At 67.8% G+C, this 14,419-nt stretch carries 14 protein-coding genes and 1 tRNA gene; 6 read left to right on the forward strand and 9 right to left on the reverse strand.

The window, feature by feature from the left end:
- Positions 1-10: 10 nt before the first annotated feature.
- The 8 genes from ACIA49_RS13530 to ACIA49_RS13565 all read right to left on the reverse strand — a co-directional run bounded on the left by ACIA49_RS13530 (position 11) and on the right by ACIA49_RS13565 (position 7,431).
- Positions 11-745 (reverse strand): amidohydrolase family protein, encoded by a 735-nt coding sequence (locus ACIA49_RS13530; RefSeq protein ID WP_396377436.1) that lies wholly within the window; start codon positions 743-745, stop codon positions 11-13.
- Positions 742-1,617 carry an amidohydrolase family protein gene (locus tag ACIA49_RS13535; RefSeq protein WP_396377437.1) on the reverse strand — a complete coding sequence of 292 codons (876 nt, stop codon included), beginning with the start codon at positions 1,615-1,617 and terminating at the stop codon, positions 742-744. Before ACIA49_RS13535 ends, ACIA49_RS13530 begins: the two co-directional genes overlap by 4 nt.
- Positions 1,614-2,705: a mandelate racemase/muconate lactonizing enzyme family protein gene (locus tag ACIA49_RS13540; protein ID WP_396377438.1), complete on the reverse strand. Its 1,092-nt coding sequence runs from the start codon at positions 2,703-2,705 to the stop codon at positions 1,614-1,616. The genes ACIA49_RS13535 and ACIA49_RS13540 overlap by 4 nt, the downstream gene beginning before the upstream one ends.
- Positions 2,702-3,460, reverse strand: coding sequence for an amidohydrolase family protein (locus ACIA49_RS13545; RefSeq protein WP_396377439.1), 759 nt, complete (start codon positions 3,458-3,460; stop codon positions 2,702-2,704). The genes ACIA49_RS13540 and ACIA49_RS13545 overlap by 4 nt, the downstream gene beginning before the upstream one ends.
- Complete coding sequence (locus ACIA49_RS13550; protein ID WP_396377440.1) at positions 3,457-4,182, reverse strand: creatininase family protein; 726 nt, start codon at positions 4,180-4,182, stop codon at positions 3,457-3,459. The genes ACIA49_RS13545 and ACIA49_RS13550 overlap by 4 nt, the downstream gene beginning before the upstream one ends.
- The gene (locus tag ACIA49_RS13555; protein ID WP_396377441.1) at positions 4,179-5,129 is read right to left on the reverse strand and encodes a Gfo/Idh/MocA family protein; all 951 of its coding nucleotides are present in this window, start codon (positions 5,127-5,129) and stop codon (positions 4,179-4,181) included. Before ACIA49_RS13555 ends, ACIA49_RS13550 begins: the two co-directional genes overlap by 4 nt.
- 100 nt (positions 5,130-5,229) lie before the next feature.
- Complete coding sequence (locus ACIA49_RS13560) at positions 5,230-5,754, reverse strand: GNAT family N-acetyltransferase (protein ID WP_396377442.1); 525 nt, start codon at positions 5,752-5,754, stop codon at positions 5,230-5,232.
- A gap of 729 nt (positions 5,755-6,483) precedes the next feature.
- A complete protein-coding gene (locus ACIA49_RS13565; protein ID WP_396377443.1) occupies positions 6,484-7,431 on the reverse strand; it encodes a type IV toxin-antitoxin system AbiEi family antitoxin domain-containing protein in 948 nt (315 codons plus the stop codon).
- A gap of 218 nt (positions 7,432-7,649) precedes the next feature.
- On the opposite strand from ACIA49_RS13565, the gene ACIA49_RS13570 reads away from it, so the two are divergent.
- The 3 genes from ACIA49_RS13570 to sfnG all read left to right on the forward strand — a co-directional run bounded on the left by ACIA49_RS13570 (position 7,650) and on the right by sfnG (position 10,117).
- Positions 7,650-7,721: a putative leader peptide gene (locus ACIA49_RS13570; RefSeq protein ID WP_355465572.1), complete on the forward strand. Its 72-nt coding sequence runs from the start codon at positions 7,650-7,652 to the stop codon at positions 7,719-7,721.
- A gap of 63 nt (positions 7,722-7,784) precedes the next feature.
- Positions 7,785-9,002 (forward strand): acyl-CoA dehydrogenase family protein, encoded by a 1,218-nt coding sequence (locus tag ACIA49_RS13575; protein ID WP_396377444.1) that lies wholly within the window; start codon positions 7,785-7,787, stop codon positions 9,000-9,002.
- Entirely contained in the window at positions 9,002-10,117 is a 1,116-nt protein-coding gene (sfnG, locus tag ACIA49_RS13580; protein WP_396377445.1) for a dimethylsulfone monooxygenase SfnG, read from the forward strand. The genes ACIA49_RS13575 and sfnG overlap by 1 nt, the downstream gene beginning before the upstream one ends.
- A 186-nt stretch (positions 10,118-10,303) precedes the next feature.
- Here the strand turns inward: sfnG and aceE are convergent, their stop codons facing one another.
- Entirely contained in the window at positions 10,304-13,033 is a 2,730-nt protein-coding gene (gene aceE / locus ACIA49_RS13585) for a pyruvate dehydrogenase (acetyl-transferring), homodimeric type (RefSeq protein WP_396377840.1), read from the reverse strand.
- 297 nt (positions 13,034-13,330) lie between these two features.
- Between aceE and ACIA49_RS13590 the strand changes: the two genes are divergently transcribed.
- The 3 genes from ACIA49_RS13590 (at position 13,331) to ACIA49_RS13600 (ending at position 14,326) form a co-directional block, all read left to right on the forward strand.
- Entirely contained in the window at positions 13,331-13,771 is a 441-nt protein-coding gene (locus tag ACIA49_RS13590; protein WP_391549029.1) for a DUF3052 domain-containing protein, read from the forward strand.
- 1 nt (position 13,772) lies between these two features.
- Positions 13,773-14,234: a peroxiredoxin gene (locus ACIA49_RS13595; protein WP_396377446.1), complete on the forward strand. Its 462-nt coding sequence runs from the start codon at positions 13,773-13,775 to the stop codon at positions 14,232-14,234.
- Between the two features lie 18 nt (positions 14,235-14,252).
- Positions 14,253-14,326 (forward strand) — tRNA-Val (locus ACIA49_RS13600).
- Positions 14,327-14,419: the final 93 nt, after the last annotated feature.

Below are 14,419 nucleotides of genomic sequence, written 5' to 3' on the forward strand. Positions count from 1 at the left end.
TCCTCAGGGGTCATGGGGCCAGCAGCCGGGCGAGGTTGCCGCCGAGGACAGCGGCCTTCTGGTCGGGGTCGATCGGCCAGTCACGGATCCGGTCGACCTCGGCGACCGGCACCGTGTACGGCGCATCGGTCGAGAACATCAAGCGGCCGGCCCCGATCTCGGGCTCGGCCAGGAAGCCCGTGAGGACGGTGTCCCACGGTGCGTAGGACGTATCGCCGTACAGGTTGGGGGCGTGCAGCAGAGCGGGGATCGCGTCGATCCAGAAGTCGGTCGCGCCGCTCTTGCCCATCAGGACGGGCAGCTCGGGACGGCGCCGGGCGAGGGTTGCGAGGGGGAGCGGAAGCGCGGTGGCCGGCGTACCGGTGCGGACGTAGACGAACCAGCCGGCGGTCGCGGCGAAGTCGAGTAGCGGGTCGAGGAGCCCGTCGAGCAGGTCGAAGCCTTGCAGGATGGAGTCGACTGCCAGGGCGACGGCACCGGCATCGCGGGCGCGGTCGAGTTCGTCGACGGCTGCCCGGCCGCGCCAGGGGTTGGCGACGGCGTAGGCGAGCAGGCGGCCGTTCGATTGCGCGGCGGCCGCGGTGGTGCTCTCGTTGCCTTCGCGGTTGTCGTAGGCGATGCAGCGCTCGCCGGGGGAGACCAGCGCCTGATCGATGCCGAGGGCATCCATCGTGGCGATCAGGTCGGCCGGTTTGAGCTCGACCTCGCGGCCGTCGCCGATCCGGGTGTGTGCGTCGATGATCACTGGGGCACCTTCAGACCGAGCGCGCCGAGGGCATCGGCGTGGATGATGCCGTCGATCACCTCGTCGGGAACCCTTGGCAGCTTGGTTCCTTCGAGCATGTCGTTCACCGTGCGCAGGCCCGCGATCGCCTCACCGGTGTTGGCGATCGGGAAGTCCGACCCGAGCAGTAGCTTGCCGGCCGCGCCCCACTCGACCGCGTTGATCAGGGACTGGTACAGCACCCACGGACGCAGGTAGATCGACGACACATCGGCGTACACATGCGGGTGCTTGCGGATCGTCACGACGGTTTCGCGGCTCCATGGGTGACCCATGTGCGCCATCACGATCCGCAGCTCCGGGTACCGCAACGCGATCTCGTCGGTGACCAGCGGGTAGGTGTAACGCAGCGGTGCTTCGCGGATAGGTGAGGCGCCGGAGTGGAAGAGGATCGGCAGCGCGTGCTGCTGGCAGTAGTCGTAGAACGCCAGTGCGGGTTCACCGAGCGGGTCGAAGTTCTGATAGTTCGGACCGAGCTTGACCCCGACCAGCCCTTGCTCACGGCAACGATCGGCCTCCTCAAGTGCACCGGGTGCCGTCGGGTTGACCGACAGGAAGCCGATCCGCTTCGCCGGATTGTCCCGGACGAACTCGATCGTGTTGTCGTTGCAGCGCTCCGGCAGATACGGGAGGCCGGTCGCGGCCAGCGGGTCGTCGACCGCGATGTTGAACACGATCGACACATCGGCCGCGGCCATCGCCTCGTCGTACTCTGCCCAGGTGTTCGTGGTCACCACCGGCCGGTCGTTGCGCCAGCTCGTGTACACCTGCCGCTCGTCGTCCGGGACCGTATCGCGATGGGTCGGGGTGTGCGCGTGGACGTCGACGATCATCGGAACTCCCGCAACAAGTCGGCTCGCAAGGTCACTCCCAGGCCGGGTTCACCGCTCAACCGGACCACCCGGCCGTCACTGTCCAGCGGCTTCGCCAGCACGTCTTCGGTGTAGTAGTGGGCGCCGATGATGTCACTCGGGTACGCCGACAACCGGGGCAGCGCGGCCGCGACGTGCAACTGGGCGGCGGCGCCGATGCCGAGTTCACCGTTCGAGCCGATCAGTACGTCGAGACCGTGCGCGGCGGCGAGTTGACCCATCTGTACGGCGCGACCCGGGCCGGCGGACTTACCGACGTACAGGCTGATCACGTCGGCGGCGCGGGCGTCGATCACGTCGAGGAGATCGTGGAGCCCGAAGACCGACTCGTCGGCGATCACCGGGAGACCCAGCTGCCGGAGCTCGCGGAGACCGGTGAGATCACGGGGTTCGAGTGGTTGCTCGACGAAGTCGATGTGGAGGGCGGCCAGTTCGGGGATGATGCGGGTCGCGTCGGCGCGGGACCAGCCGCCGTTCGCGTCGGTCCCGAGGAACGCGTCCCCGACCAGTTGGCGCGCACGCCGTACCCGCTGCAGGTCGTTGCCTACGCCAACCTTCACCTTGAAGGCACCGAAGCCCGCGGCGGTGGCGGCCCGGTAGGCGCGTTCGAGCTGCTGGCCGTCGCCGGAGAGCGAGAGCTTGATCGGGATCTCGGTGCGATAGGGACCGCCGAGGGCAACAGCCAGCGGTACGCCGAGGGTGCGCGCGAACGCGTCCCACAGGGCGATCGAGACGCCGGCCTTGGTGAACGGATTGCCGTGCAGGACCTTGTCCATCAGGTCGTCGGCCGCACCGACCGGAGTCAGAGGCTTGTTTTTCAGAGCCGGTGCGATGACCGTGCGGATGAAATGGTCGGCCGAAGTGCCGTCCTCACCGGACCACAGCGGGGTCGCGCTGACTTCGCCGTACCCCTCGATGCCGTCGCTGGTGATGACGCGGACGAGCAGGAAGTCCGACCGGTCATGCGCGCCCTTGGCCCCGCGGACGAGTAGCTCGGGGTCGGCCTCGAGACTGATCGCGGCCGTTTGGATCGCTGCGATCGTGCTCATGGTTTGTCCAGGAGGCGGCGCGGATTGTCGATCAGCATGGCTTGGCGTTGGGCGTCGGTGATGCCCCAGCCGTCGATCTCCTTGACCCGGGCGACCGCGTAGTCCTGGCTGGCCTTCTCGGACAGACCGGCGTCGGTACCGAAGAGGACCTTGTGCGGCGGTGCTTCGGCGAGGATGCGGCGGGCGGCGTACGGCGGGGTTCCGCACAGGCAGAGGTAGAGGTTCTCCGTCTCCTGGGTCATCGCGAGCGACTCGCGCCAGAGGTCGTGCAGGCCGCCGTGGCCGAGGACGACGCGCAGCTTGGGATGGCGCCGGGCGAGGGCGGCGATCTGGCCGGCCGTCGAGTACGGCGGAGTGCCGTCATGGCTGAGCAGGACCCCGCCGACCGCGGTGATGACCTCGCAGATGGGATCCAGCGAGCGCTCGTGCATGCTGAAGCCCTGCAGCCACGGATGGAGTTTCAGGCCGCGCAGGCCGAGCTCGCCGACCATCCGCTCGGCCTCTTGTACGGCGGTCTTGCGGCGAACGGCGACAGTGCCGAAGCCGGTGAGGCGGTCGGGGTACTGGTTCACGAACTCGGCGAGACGATCGTTGGATTCCGGGGTCGGGTCGAAGAGACCGTCGTGGCTGAGGACGACCGCTTGTTCGATCCCGGCCGAGTCCATGAACGTGACGAACTCGTCCGCGCCGAACGCGGCACCGCCGAGCCAGGTCGCGGTCTCCCACGCTGGGGTGTGGGTGTGGAAGTCGATCACAACGCCTCCGCGAGTTCGAGTAACCGGTCGCCGAGCGCGACCGCGAGCTGGTCGAACCAGACGCGGCCGGTCTCGGCATCGGCGCGCTCCGGCTGATCGGTGTAGCCGTCGATCCGTCGCCAGCTCTCAGCCGTGTGCAGCTGTACGTCGTCGATCATGGGACCGGCTGGTGTGTCGTCGCGTGGGTGGCGTTCAGCGACGAGTGCTTCGTCCTGGGCCAGCATCAGCGCGGTCTCGAACCTCCCCGCATGGCCCGGGACCGGGGTGTCCCCGATGTCACGGGCGAGTCGCCAGTAGTCCACGTGCGCCACGTTGACGTCGTACCGGCTGGAGGCCGCCGCGGCGGCTGCGTGACAGACGCCGATGTTGCCGCCATGGCCGTTGACCAGGACGAGCCGGCGTCCGCCCGAGGCGGCGAGTGAGCGGGCCAGGTCGATCAGGACGGCGAGCAGGGTCTCGGGGCTCAGCGAGAGGGTGCCGCCGAACGGGAGGTGATGGTCGGACGCGCCGTACGGGAGTGGCGGGGCAACGATGAGCGGGCGGGCGGCGCGGTCGCCGACTTGTTGGACGGCCTGTTCGGTGACGGCCTGGGCGAGCATCCAATCGGTGCCGGTGGCCAAGTGCGGCCCGTGCTGCTCGGTCGCGCCGATCGGCAGGATGACGATTGCCTCAGGCAACAGTTGTACGAGGTCGGTGCGGTTGGTGCGCTGCCACTGGATCATTCGGCCCTCCCGGCGACGAGTTGGGCAGTCTGGAGGGCGGCGATCCCGTCGTCCAGCGAAGGCTCAGCCGGTACGCCGTTGTGCAGGGCGACGAAGCGGTCGAGTTGCCGATCGAAGCACCGGGTCATCCGGTCGCCGGGGAAGCGCACGACCTTCTCGCCCTCGGCCGTGGTCAGGGTGAGTGCGAACGTGAAGCCGTCGAGCACCGCCAGCCCACGGTCGCCGAGCACGCTGATCTCGCACCGGGGGAGTGCTGCGGTGAACCACCCGAACTCGACCAGCGCTTGATGGCCGCCGGGGTAGCTCAGCCGGGCGCCGGTGAGATTCGGCGCGGGCAGCCCGGCACGCGTCCGCACCGCCCACCGGTCGTCGACGGCGGTTGGTCGCCCACCGAGCAGATGGGTGAGCCAGTCGAACACGTGCGCACCTTCGTGTACGACGGGCGACCCGTGCTCGAGCGTGGCGGTGATCCGCGCGGTGTGTTCGGCGTCGTCCGGCCGGTACGGCTCGTCGTAGATATGCGCCCGCACCAGCACGGTCTCGCCGAGAGTGCCGTTCGCGATCCACGTGGCCAGCTGACCGATCGCCGGGTCGTGGCGGTAGGTGAGACCGACCTGCACCCGCCCGCGCTCGGCCGGCTCCAGCTTGTCGTAGATGCGAGCGGCCTCCATCGAGGTCGCCACCGGCTTCTCCGCCAGGACGAACAACCCCGCCTGTGCGTAGCTGACGGTCAGCTCAGGAGTCACCCATGGGGGAGTAGCCAGCACGACCCCGTCGACATCGGCTTCGAACTCGGCGGCCACCTGGACGTCGAGCTCGGCCACCGCCGCCCGGCGCTCCGGGTCGGGATCCACGAGCTGGACGAGCTCGATCGCCGGATGCCGCTGGAGCGCAGGCAGGTGCGCGGACAGACCGATGTCCCCGAGCCCCACCAGCGCTACCCGCATCGCCACATCCTTCGGAATCTCGTAGATAGATTCTGAGTTCTGAAGTTTAGTGGCCGCTCGTTCACCCGGCAACGGCCCCGGACGACTTCGGGTAGACCAGTCAGGTGGTGATCCAGTACCGCCGCGTCGTCCCCAGCCACGTCTCCCGGACATCCTCGAGCACACCGCCGTTGCGCTCGATCGTCTTCGCCGAGGCGACATTCGCGTCGTCGCAACTCACCATCACCCGCTCCAACCCATGCTCCCGAGCGCGCTTCACCACCTCACCCAGCGCCCACGCCGCAAGCCCCCGACCCCGAGCCGACGGCCGAACGCCGTACCCGACATGCCCACCGCCCTCGAGCAACTGCTCCGTCAACCGGTGCCGCAACGTGATCGCCCCGAGGTACTCACCACCCTCGACGATCCACCAGTGCGTCGCATGCACAAACCCAGGCTCCATCGGCGTCCCCGGGTCACTCCGCTCCCGCAGATACCTCACCCACGCCGCGAACCCCTCAGCACTCCGCACCTGGTCTCGCTCCGGGTGATACCCCGACCCGTCCTGCGCCACCTCCCCCCACTCCTCCAACGACCCCAGCCACGACTCCCACAACGCCACATCCGGCTCAACCAGCTCCACCACCCCCCGACCCTAAATCCACCCCACCCCACCACCCCACCCAATTTCCCGCCCCCGCCCCACCCACCCTCCCCACCCACCGACCCCACCCAGCGACCTCACCTAGCGACCTCACCCAGCGACCTCACCCCACCCAGCCTCCTCACTCCGCCTCACCCCGCCCCACCCAGGCACCCCCACTCGCTCACTCCCTTCCCCGCCCGATCACCCCAGCCGCCGTGCCCCGCCGTACCGACGCATCTCGCTGCCCCTTCCCTCCGGCCATTTGAGGGGAGATCCCCTGAAGTTGCCGGTTCTCTGCCCGAAATTTGAGGGGAGAACGGGCTACGTCAAGGGAGATCCGTTGAAATGACCGAGGTGTGGCAAGCCCGGGTGGAGGTGGGTGGGCCGAGGCCGGGCTGCCGGGCACGCCCGCGTCGCTCGGCCCGGTCACCCCATCCGCCGAGGCCGTCCGCCGAGCCCGTCACGCCATCGGCCGAGCCCGTCACGCCATCGGCCGAGTCCGGTCGCGCCGTCGATCGAGGTCGAGCCCGGTCGCGTCCGGTCAACCCGTGTGCCGCCGGCCGTCGTACCGGCGTCGGCTCTCCCCGCTCCCGCCGGCCATTTGAGGGGAGATCCCCTCAAGTTGCCGGTTCTCTGGCCAAAATTTGAGGGGAGAAGGGGCCATTTCAGGGGAGATCCGTTGAGATGGCCGAGGCGCGGTGGCGGTGTGGTGAGGTGGTGGGGAGTAGGTCAGGCTGCTGGGCGGGCTCGGTTGAGGCTGCGGCGGATGGTGGCGGCGAGTTGGTCCGGCCGGCTGAGGTCCGACCAGACGGTACGGACGACGTGCAGGCCGAGCGCCCGGAGCCGATCTTCTCGGCGTTTCTCGCGGATGAGGACCTCAGGTTCTCCGCTGGAGTATTTCAGGAGGCCGTCGAACTCGACGACGCTGTCCTCGGCATCGAAGTAGAAGTCGGGTCTGCCGATCAAGCCTTCCGCGTCGTAGAACTCCACCTGAAGCTTGGGTGCGGGCAGGCCGTGCTGGTGCATCAGGACGCGGACGCGGGATTCGCCGACCGATTCCGACAGCGGGTCGGCGAACCGGAGGACAGCTCGTGCCGCCGGACCCCCTGGCCAGAACTCGATCGCGCCTTGCAGGCGTTCCAGGTCGCCCGCTGTGAAGGCACCGCGGCGCAGCGCGGCATCCGCGACGACGACCCCAGACTCGAAAGGCACGATGGAGGCGGTCTCGACGACAGCTCTGGGTACGGTCGTCACCAGCAGGCCGTCGATGACGGCCAGGTCCGCCGGTATGAGTACGCCGAGGTGATGCCGAACGCCGGCGGTCAGGCCACCTGCTTGCCCGTCGAGTCTGGTGACGTGGACCAGTTCGAGGTCCAGGCCCCACAGCGGAAGCCCGTGTACGACGAGCGCCGACTGATGGCTCACCGCCACCGATCCCGGTCGCAGCGAGTTCATCGCAGCGCGGATCGCCCGCAGATGTCGCAGTCGGATCCGCTCCCAGTCCGGCATCTCGGTCTCGTCCGGGCGTTCGGCGTACTGGCCGTGCCGGATCCGTACCCAGCGACCATTGCCGAGAAGGTCGCGAACCTGACGTGGGGTGTATCCGCTGGCCAATGCTTGGCGGCGGCTGAACACCCCGCCCTGCTGCTCGGCGATCACCCGGAGCTTCACATTCATGCGTCCAAGCATTCCGCAGCCGTCGCCGCTGTGGGCCGCGCTCAGAGGATCTGTGGATAACCCATTTCAGCGGATATCCCCTGAGGTTGCTGGTTCTCCCCTCGAATTTCGAGGGGAGAAGGGGCAACTCGAGGGGATCTCCGGTCAAATGGTCCAGGGGGTGAGACGGGGGTGGGGGTGGTTGACGAATGTCTAGTTGTTGGGTCGACAATAGGGTTATGACTCGCGAGTTGATCTTGGTGCAGCGCCGCCACATCGACCTGCTGCGTGTCGCCTCTCAGGCGTGTTGATTCCAGCGGTCGGCCTCAGTTCACCCATCCGGAATCCCCTGGGAAACAAGGAGTTTCACCCTTATGTCAACCTCAGAGCTACGCCCTGCCCTGTCCGAGATCACGCCGTCCACGCCGCAGGAGTGGATCCGGCGCGCCGCCGAGGTGGCGGCGATTCTGGCCGTCGACGCGGCTGAACGCGACCGCGCCGGCGCTACGCCGTACGACGAAGTCCAGCTACTGAAGGACTCCGGCCTCGTCACGTTGTTGGGCCCGACCGAACATGGCGGCGGCGGTCAGAACTGGCCGACGGCGTACAAGGTGATTCGCACGGTCGCGGAGGCCGACGGGTCGATCGGGCAGCTGCTTGGTTATCACTTGTTGTGGTTCTGGGCCGCGCGGTTGGTCGGCACGAAGGAGCAGATCGCGGCGGTCGAGGAGCAGGCCACGAAGAACAAGTGGTTCTTTGGTGGCGCGGTCAATCCGCGCGACGCTGATGTGGTCGTCACCGATGAAGGCGACACGATCAGCTTCAGTGGTCGCAAGAGCTTCTCGACCGGTAGCAAGGTCTCCGACGTGACCGTCCTGGAGGGCACGCTGCTTGACAGTGGGACCCATGTCTTCGCGATCGTGCCGTCCACCATCGAAGGGCTGACCTTCCTCGACGACTGGGACAACATCGGCCAGCGGCTGACCGAGAGTGGCGGGGTCACCCTCAATCAGGTCCGGGTCGGTTGGGACCAGGCTGCTGGGTTCGTCGGTAAGACGTTCCAGCCGCGGGTCTACAACACCCTCAACGTTCCGACGATCCAATTGGTCTTCGTGAACTTTTATCTCGGCATTGCGCGCGGTGCCCTGGAGACCGCGGTGACCTACACGCGGGAGAAGAGCCGGTCCTGGCTGCACGGCGGGTATGCGACCGCTGTCGACGAGCCGGCCGTCATTGACGCGTACGGCGATCTGCAGTCGAAACTGTGGGCCGTCGAAGCGCTCGCCGACGCGGTCGCGCTGGAAGGTCAGGTGATCCACGAGAACGCGTGGGAAGTCACCGAGCAGCAGCGTGGTGAGCACGAGGTGCGCGTGGCTGCGGTCAAGGCGCGTGCGACCGAGGTCGCGCTCGAGGTGACCAGCCGGATCTTCGAGGTCACGGGTGCGCGGTCGACCGCCACGATCGAAGGGCTCGACCGGTTCTGGCGCAACGTCCGGACGCACACGCTGCACGATCCGGTCGCCTACAAGCGGCGCGAGGTCGGCCGGCACTTGCTCGTCGGTGAGCTGCCCGAGCCGACCTGGTACAGCTGATGTCGACCGAGCGCGTCGCGGACGCGGTCAAGTTCGCCTACTGGGTTCCGAACGTCAGCGGTGGTCTCGTCACGAGTGACATCGAGCAGCGGACGAGTTGGGACTTCGAGTACAACAAGAAGCTCGCGCAGACGGCCGAGCGGGTCGGGTTCGAGTACGCACTCAGCCAGGTTCGCTACACCGCAAGCTATGGCGCCGAGTTCCAGCACGAGTCGACAAGTTTCAGCCTCGCGCTGCTACTCGCGACCGAGCGGCTGAAGGTGATCGCCGCGGTTCATCCCGGGTTGTGGCAACCCGGCGTACTGGCAAAGTTCGGTGCCACTGCGGACCACCTTTCAGGTGGGCGGTTCGCGGTGAACGTGGTCAGCGGCTGGTTCAAGGGCGAGTTCACCGCGTTGGGCGAGCCGTGGCTGGAGCACGACGAGCGATACCGGAGGTCGGCCGAGTTCCTGCAGGTACTGCGCAAGCTGTGGACCGAGGACAACGTGGAGTTCGCCGGCGACTTCTACCGGATCCGGGACTTCACGCTGAAGCCGAAGCCGGGGGTGTTCCCCGAGCTCTTCCAGGGCGGCAACTCATCCGCCGCCCGGGACAACGCGGGCAAGCACTCGGACTGGTACTTCTCCAACGGCAAGGACTTCAACGGCGTCACCGAACAGCTTCTCGACGTACGGCGGGTTGCCCGCGACGCGGGTGGTGGTCGCGAGGTGAAGTTCGGGCTGAACGGGTTCATCATCGCGCGGGACACCGAGAAGGAAGCGCGGGAGACGCTCCGGGAGATCGTTGCCAAGGCCAACAAACCGGCGGTGGAGGGGTTCCGGGACGCCGTGACCCAGGCCGGCCGGTCGGCGCCTGACGGCAAGGGGATGTGGGCGGACTCGACGTTCGAGGATCTCGTCCAGTACAACGACGGCTTCCGGTCGCAGCTGATCGGTACGCCGGAGCAGATCGCCGAACGTATCGTCGCCTACCGCCGGCGCGGGGTCGACCTGATCCTCGGCGGCTTCCTGCACTTCCAGGAGGAGATCGAGTACTTCGGCGCCCGCGTCCTCCCGCTGGTCCGTGAACTCGAAGCCGCCGAACGCAGCGCCGAACTGGAGCTCGCCGCCGTCTGAGAGATCGTCTGAAACCAGCCGCGGGCGCCCACTGTCGCCAGCGCCCGCGGCTCCCACCGACCGGGTTCGGCCGGGGTCACCAGGCCCGACCGCACCCGCCGCCGGCCGTCCACCGACCGGCCGGCAAACGACAGCAGGCCCACCTCCCCGTGCACAAGGGTGATGGGCCTGCTGATCGTTCTGCGACTAGGCTCCGGCGCCTTCCTGCTTCACGCCGGCGACCGCGGTCGGGTCGTCGATCCGGTACTTGCGGGCTGCCTCGGCCGCAACCTCCGGCTTGACGTCACCGCGCTTGGCGAGGATCTGCAGAGCCGCGACGACGACCGACTCGGCGTCGACCTGGAAGTGCCGCCGGGCCGCGGCGCGGGTGTCGGCCAGGCCCCAGCCGTCGGTACCGAGCGACGTGTAGTCGTTCGGGACCCAGCGCGAGATCTGATCCTGGACGGCGCGCATGAAGTCGCTGACCGCCACGACCGGACCCTTGGTGTCCTTGAGCTGCTCGGTGATGAACGGCACCTGCTCCGGCTCGTCCGGGTGCAGCAGGTTGTGCTCCTCGGCCGCGATCGCGTCGCGGCGCAGCTCGTTCCAGGACGTCACCGACCAGATGTCGGCCGCCACCGAGTACTCCTCGGCGAGGATCTGCTGTGCCTTGCGGATCCACGGCAGTGCGACACCCGAGCCGAGCAGCTGGATGCGGGGTACGTCGTCACCGGCCGCCGTCTGGTACTCCTCGAAGCGGTACATGCCCTTGAGCAGGGCCGTGACGTCGAGATCCTTCGGCTCGGCCGGCTGCGCGACCGGCTCGTTGTAGACGGTGAGGTAGTAGAAGATGTCCTCGCCGTACGGCTTGTCCTTGTCCAGCCCGTAGCCGTACATCCGGCGCAGGCCGTCCTTGACGATGTGCGCGACCTCGTAGGCGAACGCGGGGTCGTAGTGCACAGCCGCCGGGTTCGACGAGGCGAGCAGCGGCGAGTGACCGTCCGCGTGCTGCAGACCCTCACCCGTCAGCGTCGTCCGGCCGGCGGTGGCGCCGACCACGAAGCCGCGGCCGAGCTGGTCACCCAGCGCCCAGAGGGAGTCGCCGGTCCGCTGGAACCCGAACATCGAGTAGAAGATGTAGAACGGGATCATCGGCTCGCCGTGCGTGGCGTACGACGTACCGGCCGCGATCATCGAGCCCATCGCACCGGCCTCGCTGATGCCCTCGTGCAGCAGCTGACCCTTCTCGGACTCCTTGTAGGCCAGGAGAAGCGCGCGGTCGACCGCCTCGTACTGCTGACCGTGCGGCGAGTAGATCTTCGCCGTCGGGAACATCGAGTCCATGCCGAACGTGCGGTACTCGTCGGGCGCGATCGGCACGATCCGGTGCCCGATCTCCGGGTCCTTCATCAGGTCGCGGAAGAGCCGGACGAGCGCCATCGTGGTCGCCACCGGCGTCTTCTCGTTGCCCTTGCTGAGCGGCTTGTAGACGTCGTCACCAGGCAGCGTCAGCGTCCGCGGCTTGACCCGCCGCTCGGGCAGGAAGCCGCCGAGCTGGGACCGCCGCTCCATCATGTACTGGTACTCCGGCGAGTCCTTGCCCGGGTGGTAGTACGGCGGGTTGTAGGCGTCCTCGAGGTCCTTGTCCTCGATCGGCAGATAGAGCCGGTCGCGGAAGGTCTTCAGGTCGTCCGAGGTCAGCTTCTTCATCTGGTGGGTCGCGTTGCGGCCCTCCAGCGCCTCGATCGTCCAGCCCTTGACGGTCTGGGCCAGGATCACGGTCGGCTGGCCGACATGCTCGGTCGCGCTCTTGAAGGCCGCGTAGACCTTGCGGTAGTCGTGACCGCCACGGGGCAGCTTGCGCAGGTCCTCGTCGGACAGGTTCTTGACCATCTGCGCGAGCCGCTGGTCGCCGCCGAAGAAGTTGTTCCGGATGTACTCGCCGGACTCGACGGAGTAGGTCTGGAACTGGCCGTCCGGCGTGGTGTTCATCTTGTTCACCAGCGCGCCGTCGTGGTCCTGCGCGAGCAGCGAGTCCCACTCCCGGCCCCAGACCACCTTGATGACGTTCCAGCCCGCGCCGCGGAAGAACGCCTCGAGCTCCTGGATCACCTTGCCGTTGCCGCGGACGGGACCGTCCAGCTGCTGCAGGTTGCAGTTGATCACGAAGGTGAGGTTGTCGAGCTCCTCGCGGGCGGCCAGGCCGATCGCGCCGAGCGACTCCGGCTCACCCATCTCGCCGTCACCGAGGAACGTCCAGACGTGCTGCTGGCTGGTGTCCTTGATGCCGCGGTGGTGCAGGTACCGGTTGAAGCGCGCCTGGTAGATCGAGTCCAGCGCGGCCAGACCCATGGAGACCGTCGGGTACTCCCAGAAGTCCGGCATCAGCCGCGGGTGCGGGTACGACGACAGACCCTTGTGCGGGCCGCGCGACACCTCCTGGCGGAACCCGTCCAGCTGGTCGGCGCTCAGCCGGCCCTCGAGGAAGGCCCGGGCGTACATGCCGGGGGAGGCGTGGCCCTGGATGAAGACCTGGTCGCCGCCGCCCGGGTGGTCCTTGCCCCGGAAGAAGTGGTTGAACCCGACCTCGTAGAGGCTGGCCGCGGACTGGTATGTGGCGATGTGACCGCCGACCTCGAGTCCCTTGCGGTTGGCCTTGCTCACCATCACCGCGGCGTTCCAGCGGATGAAGGCCCGGATCCGGCGCTCGATGTGCTCGTCGCCGGGGAACCACGGCTCCCGCTCGGGCGGGATCGAGTTGATGTAGTCGGTACTGCGCAGCGCCGGAACGCCGACCTGCCGTTCTCGCGCCCGCTCGATCAGCTTGAGCATGAGGTACCGCGCCCGCGCCTTGCCGCGTTCGTCCAGCACGGCGTCGAGCGATTCGACCCACTCGCGTGTCTCGTCGGGGTCGATGTCGGGGAGCTGGGTGGGCATCCCCTCGGTGATGATGGCTGGTGGTTCGTGTCCGGAAGCCACGGTGTCCTGCCGTTCTCTCTGGTTGTCTTCAACCGCAATCCTGTCACCTGTTCGGAATGCGTTCTACTTCGGCTTCCCCGCAGGCGTGAATACGGTTGCCGGAGCCTGATCTGAGCGGACACGGACAGTACCCGCCGCGCGGATACCGGACACGTCACGGATACCTCGTGCATACTTGCGCGACGCGGTACGTCACGATGGACTACTGCTACTGATGTCTACCCCCGGGCAATCCGGGACCACGGAGGAGGACCTGTGAGCGCGACCGCGGACCACGCGGACGGCAAGGAGCAGCCGAACATGGCGGCCCGGCTCGGCCTGGAGGCCGGCTGGATCGTGCAGGAGATCGGCTACGACGACGACTGCGACGAGGATCTGCGCGACGCGATCCGGGCGGTCACCGGCGAGGAGTTCGTCGACGACGACACCGACGAGGTGGTCGACGTCGTACTGCTCTGGTTCCGCGAGGAGGACGGCGACCTGGTCGACGCCTTCTTCGACATCCTCACCGACCTGAAGGCCGGTGGTGTCGTCTGGCTGATGACGCCCAAGGTCGGCCGGGACGGGTACGTCGAGGGCAGCGAGATCGCCGAGGCCGCTCCGACCGCCGGCCTGTCCACCACGAGCACACTGAGCGTCACCGACGACTGGTCGGCGACCAAACTGGTGGTTCCGAAGTCGGGCCGCCGAGGCTGAGGTGACTGCTGCCGTCGGCAGCCAGGCCCCGGACTTCAGCACGCGCAACCAGCACGGCGAGGAGATCCGGCTGAGCCAGTACGCCGGGCGTCCCGTCGTACTGGTGTTCTATCCGTATGCCTTCAGTGGGGTCTGCACGGGTGAACTGACGACCCTGCGGGACTGCCCGGACCTGCTGGCGGCAGCGGAGTTCCTGGCGATCTCGTGTGACCCGATGTTCAGCCTGCGCGCGTACGACGACGCCCAGGGGCTCGGCTTCAGCCTGCTCACCGACTTCTGGCCGCACGGCGCGATCGCCACGTCGTACGGCGCCTTCGACCCCGAGCGTGGTTGCGCCCGCCGCGCCACCTTCGTGATCGATGGTGCCGGGGTGATCCGGTGGTCGGTCCTGAACCCGATGCCGGCCGCACGAAATCCGGACGACTACGCCAGGGCCTTGGCGAATCTGGGTCCCTCCAAGTGATACGGTTTGCCGTCGCAAGGGCTGTTAGCTCAGTTGGTTAGAGCACCTCGTTTACACCGAGGGGGTCGGGGGTTCGAGTCCCTCACAGCCCACGAACGGAATGGGAGAGGTGTGCTCGCGGAGAGCGCGAGCCTGGTTCCGTTCGTCGTGTTCTCCGGGGGTGCGACCCCCGGGGCCCGCCCGGA

Source organism: Kribbella sp. NPDC051587 (assembly GCF_044453945.1).
Taxonomy (GTDB): Bacteria; Actinomycetota; Actinomycetes; order Propionibacteriales; family Kribbellaceae; genus Kribbella.

Excerpts from the sequence above, each read along its gene's own strand:
- ACIA49_RS13535 (WP_396377437.1), bottom strand. The coding sequence starts at position 1,617 with ATGATCGTCGACGTCCACGCGCACACCCCGACCCATCGCGATACGGTC.
- ACIA49_RS13540 (WP_396377438.1), bottom strand. The coding sequence starts at position 2,705 with ATGAGCACGATCGCAGCGATCCAAACGGCCGCGATCAGTCTCGAGGCC.
- ACIA49_RS13550 (WP_396377440.1), bottom strand. The coding sequence starts at position 4,182 with ATGATCCAGTGGCAGCGCACCAACCGCACCGACCTCGTACAACTGTTG.
- ACIA49_RS13555 (WP_396377441.1), bottom strand. The coding sequence starts at position 5,129 with ATGCGGGTAGCGCTGGTGGGGCTCGGGGACATCGGTCTGTCCGCGCAC.
- ACIA49_RS13565 (WP_396377443.1), bottom strand. The coding sequence starts at position 7,431 with ATGAATGTGAAGCTCCGGGTGATCGCCGAGCAGCAGGGCGGGGTGTTC.
- ACIA49_RS13575 (WP_396377444.1), top strand. The coding sequence starts at position 7,785 with ATGTCAACCTCAGAGCTACGCCCTGCCCTGTCCGAGATCACGCCGTCC.
- sfnG (WP_396377445.1), top strand. The coding sequence starts at position 9,002 with ATGTCGACCGAGCGCGTCGCGGACGCGGTCAAGTTCGCCTACTGGGTT.
- aceE (WP_396377840.1), bottom strand. The coding sequence starts at position 13,033 with ATGCCCACCCAGCTCCCCGACATCGACCCCGACGAGACACGCGAGTGG.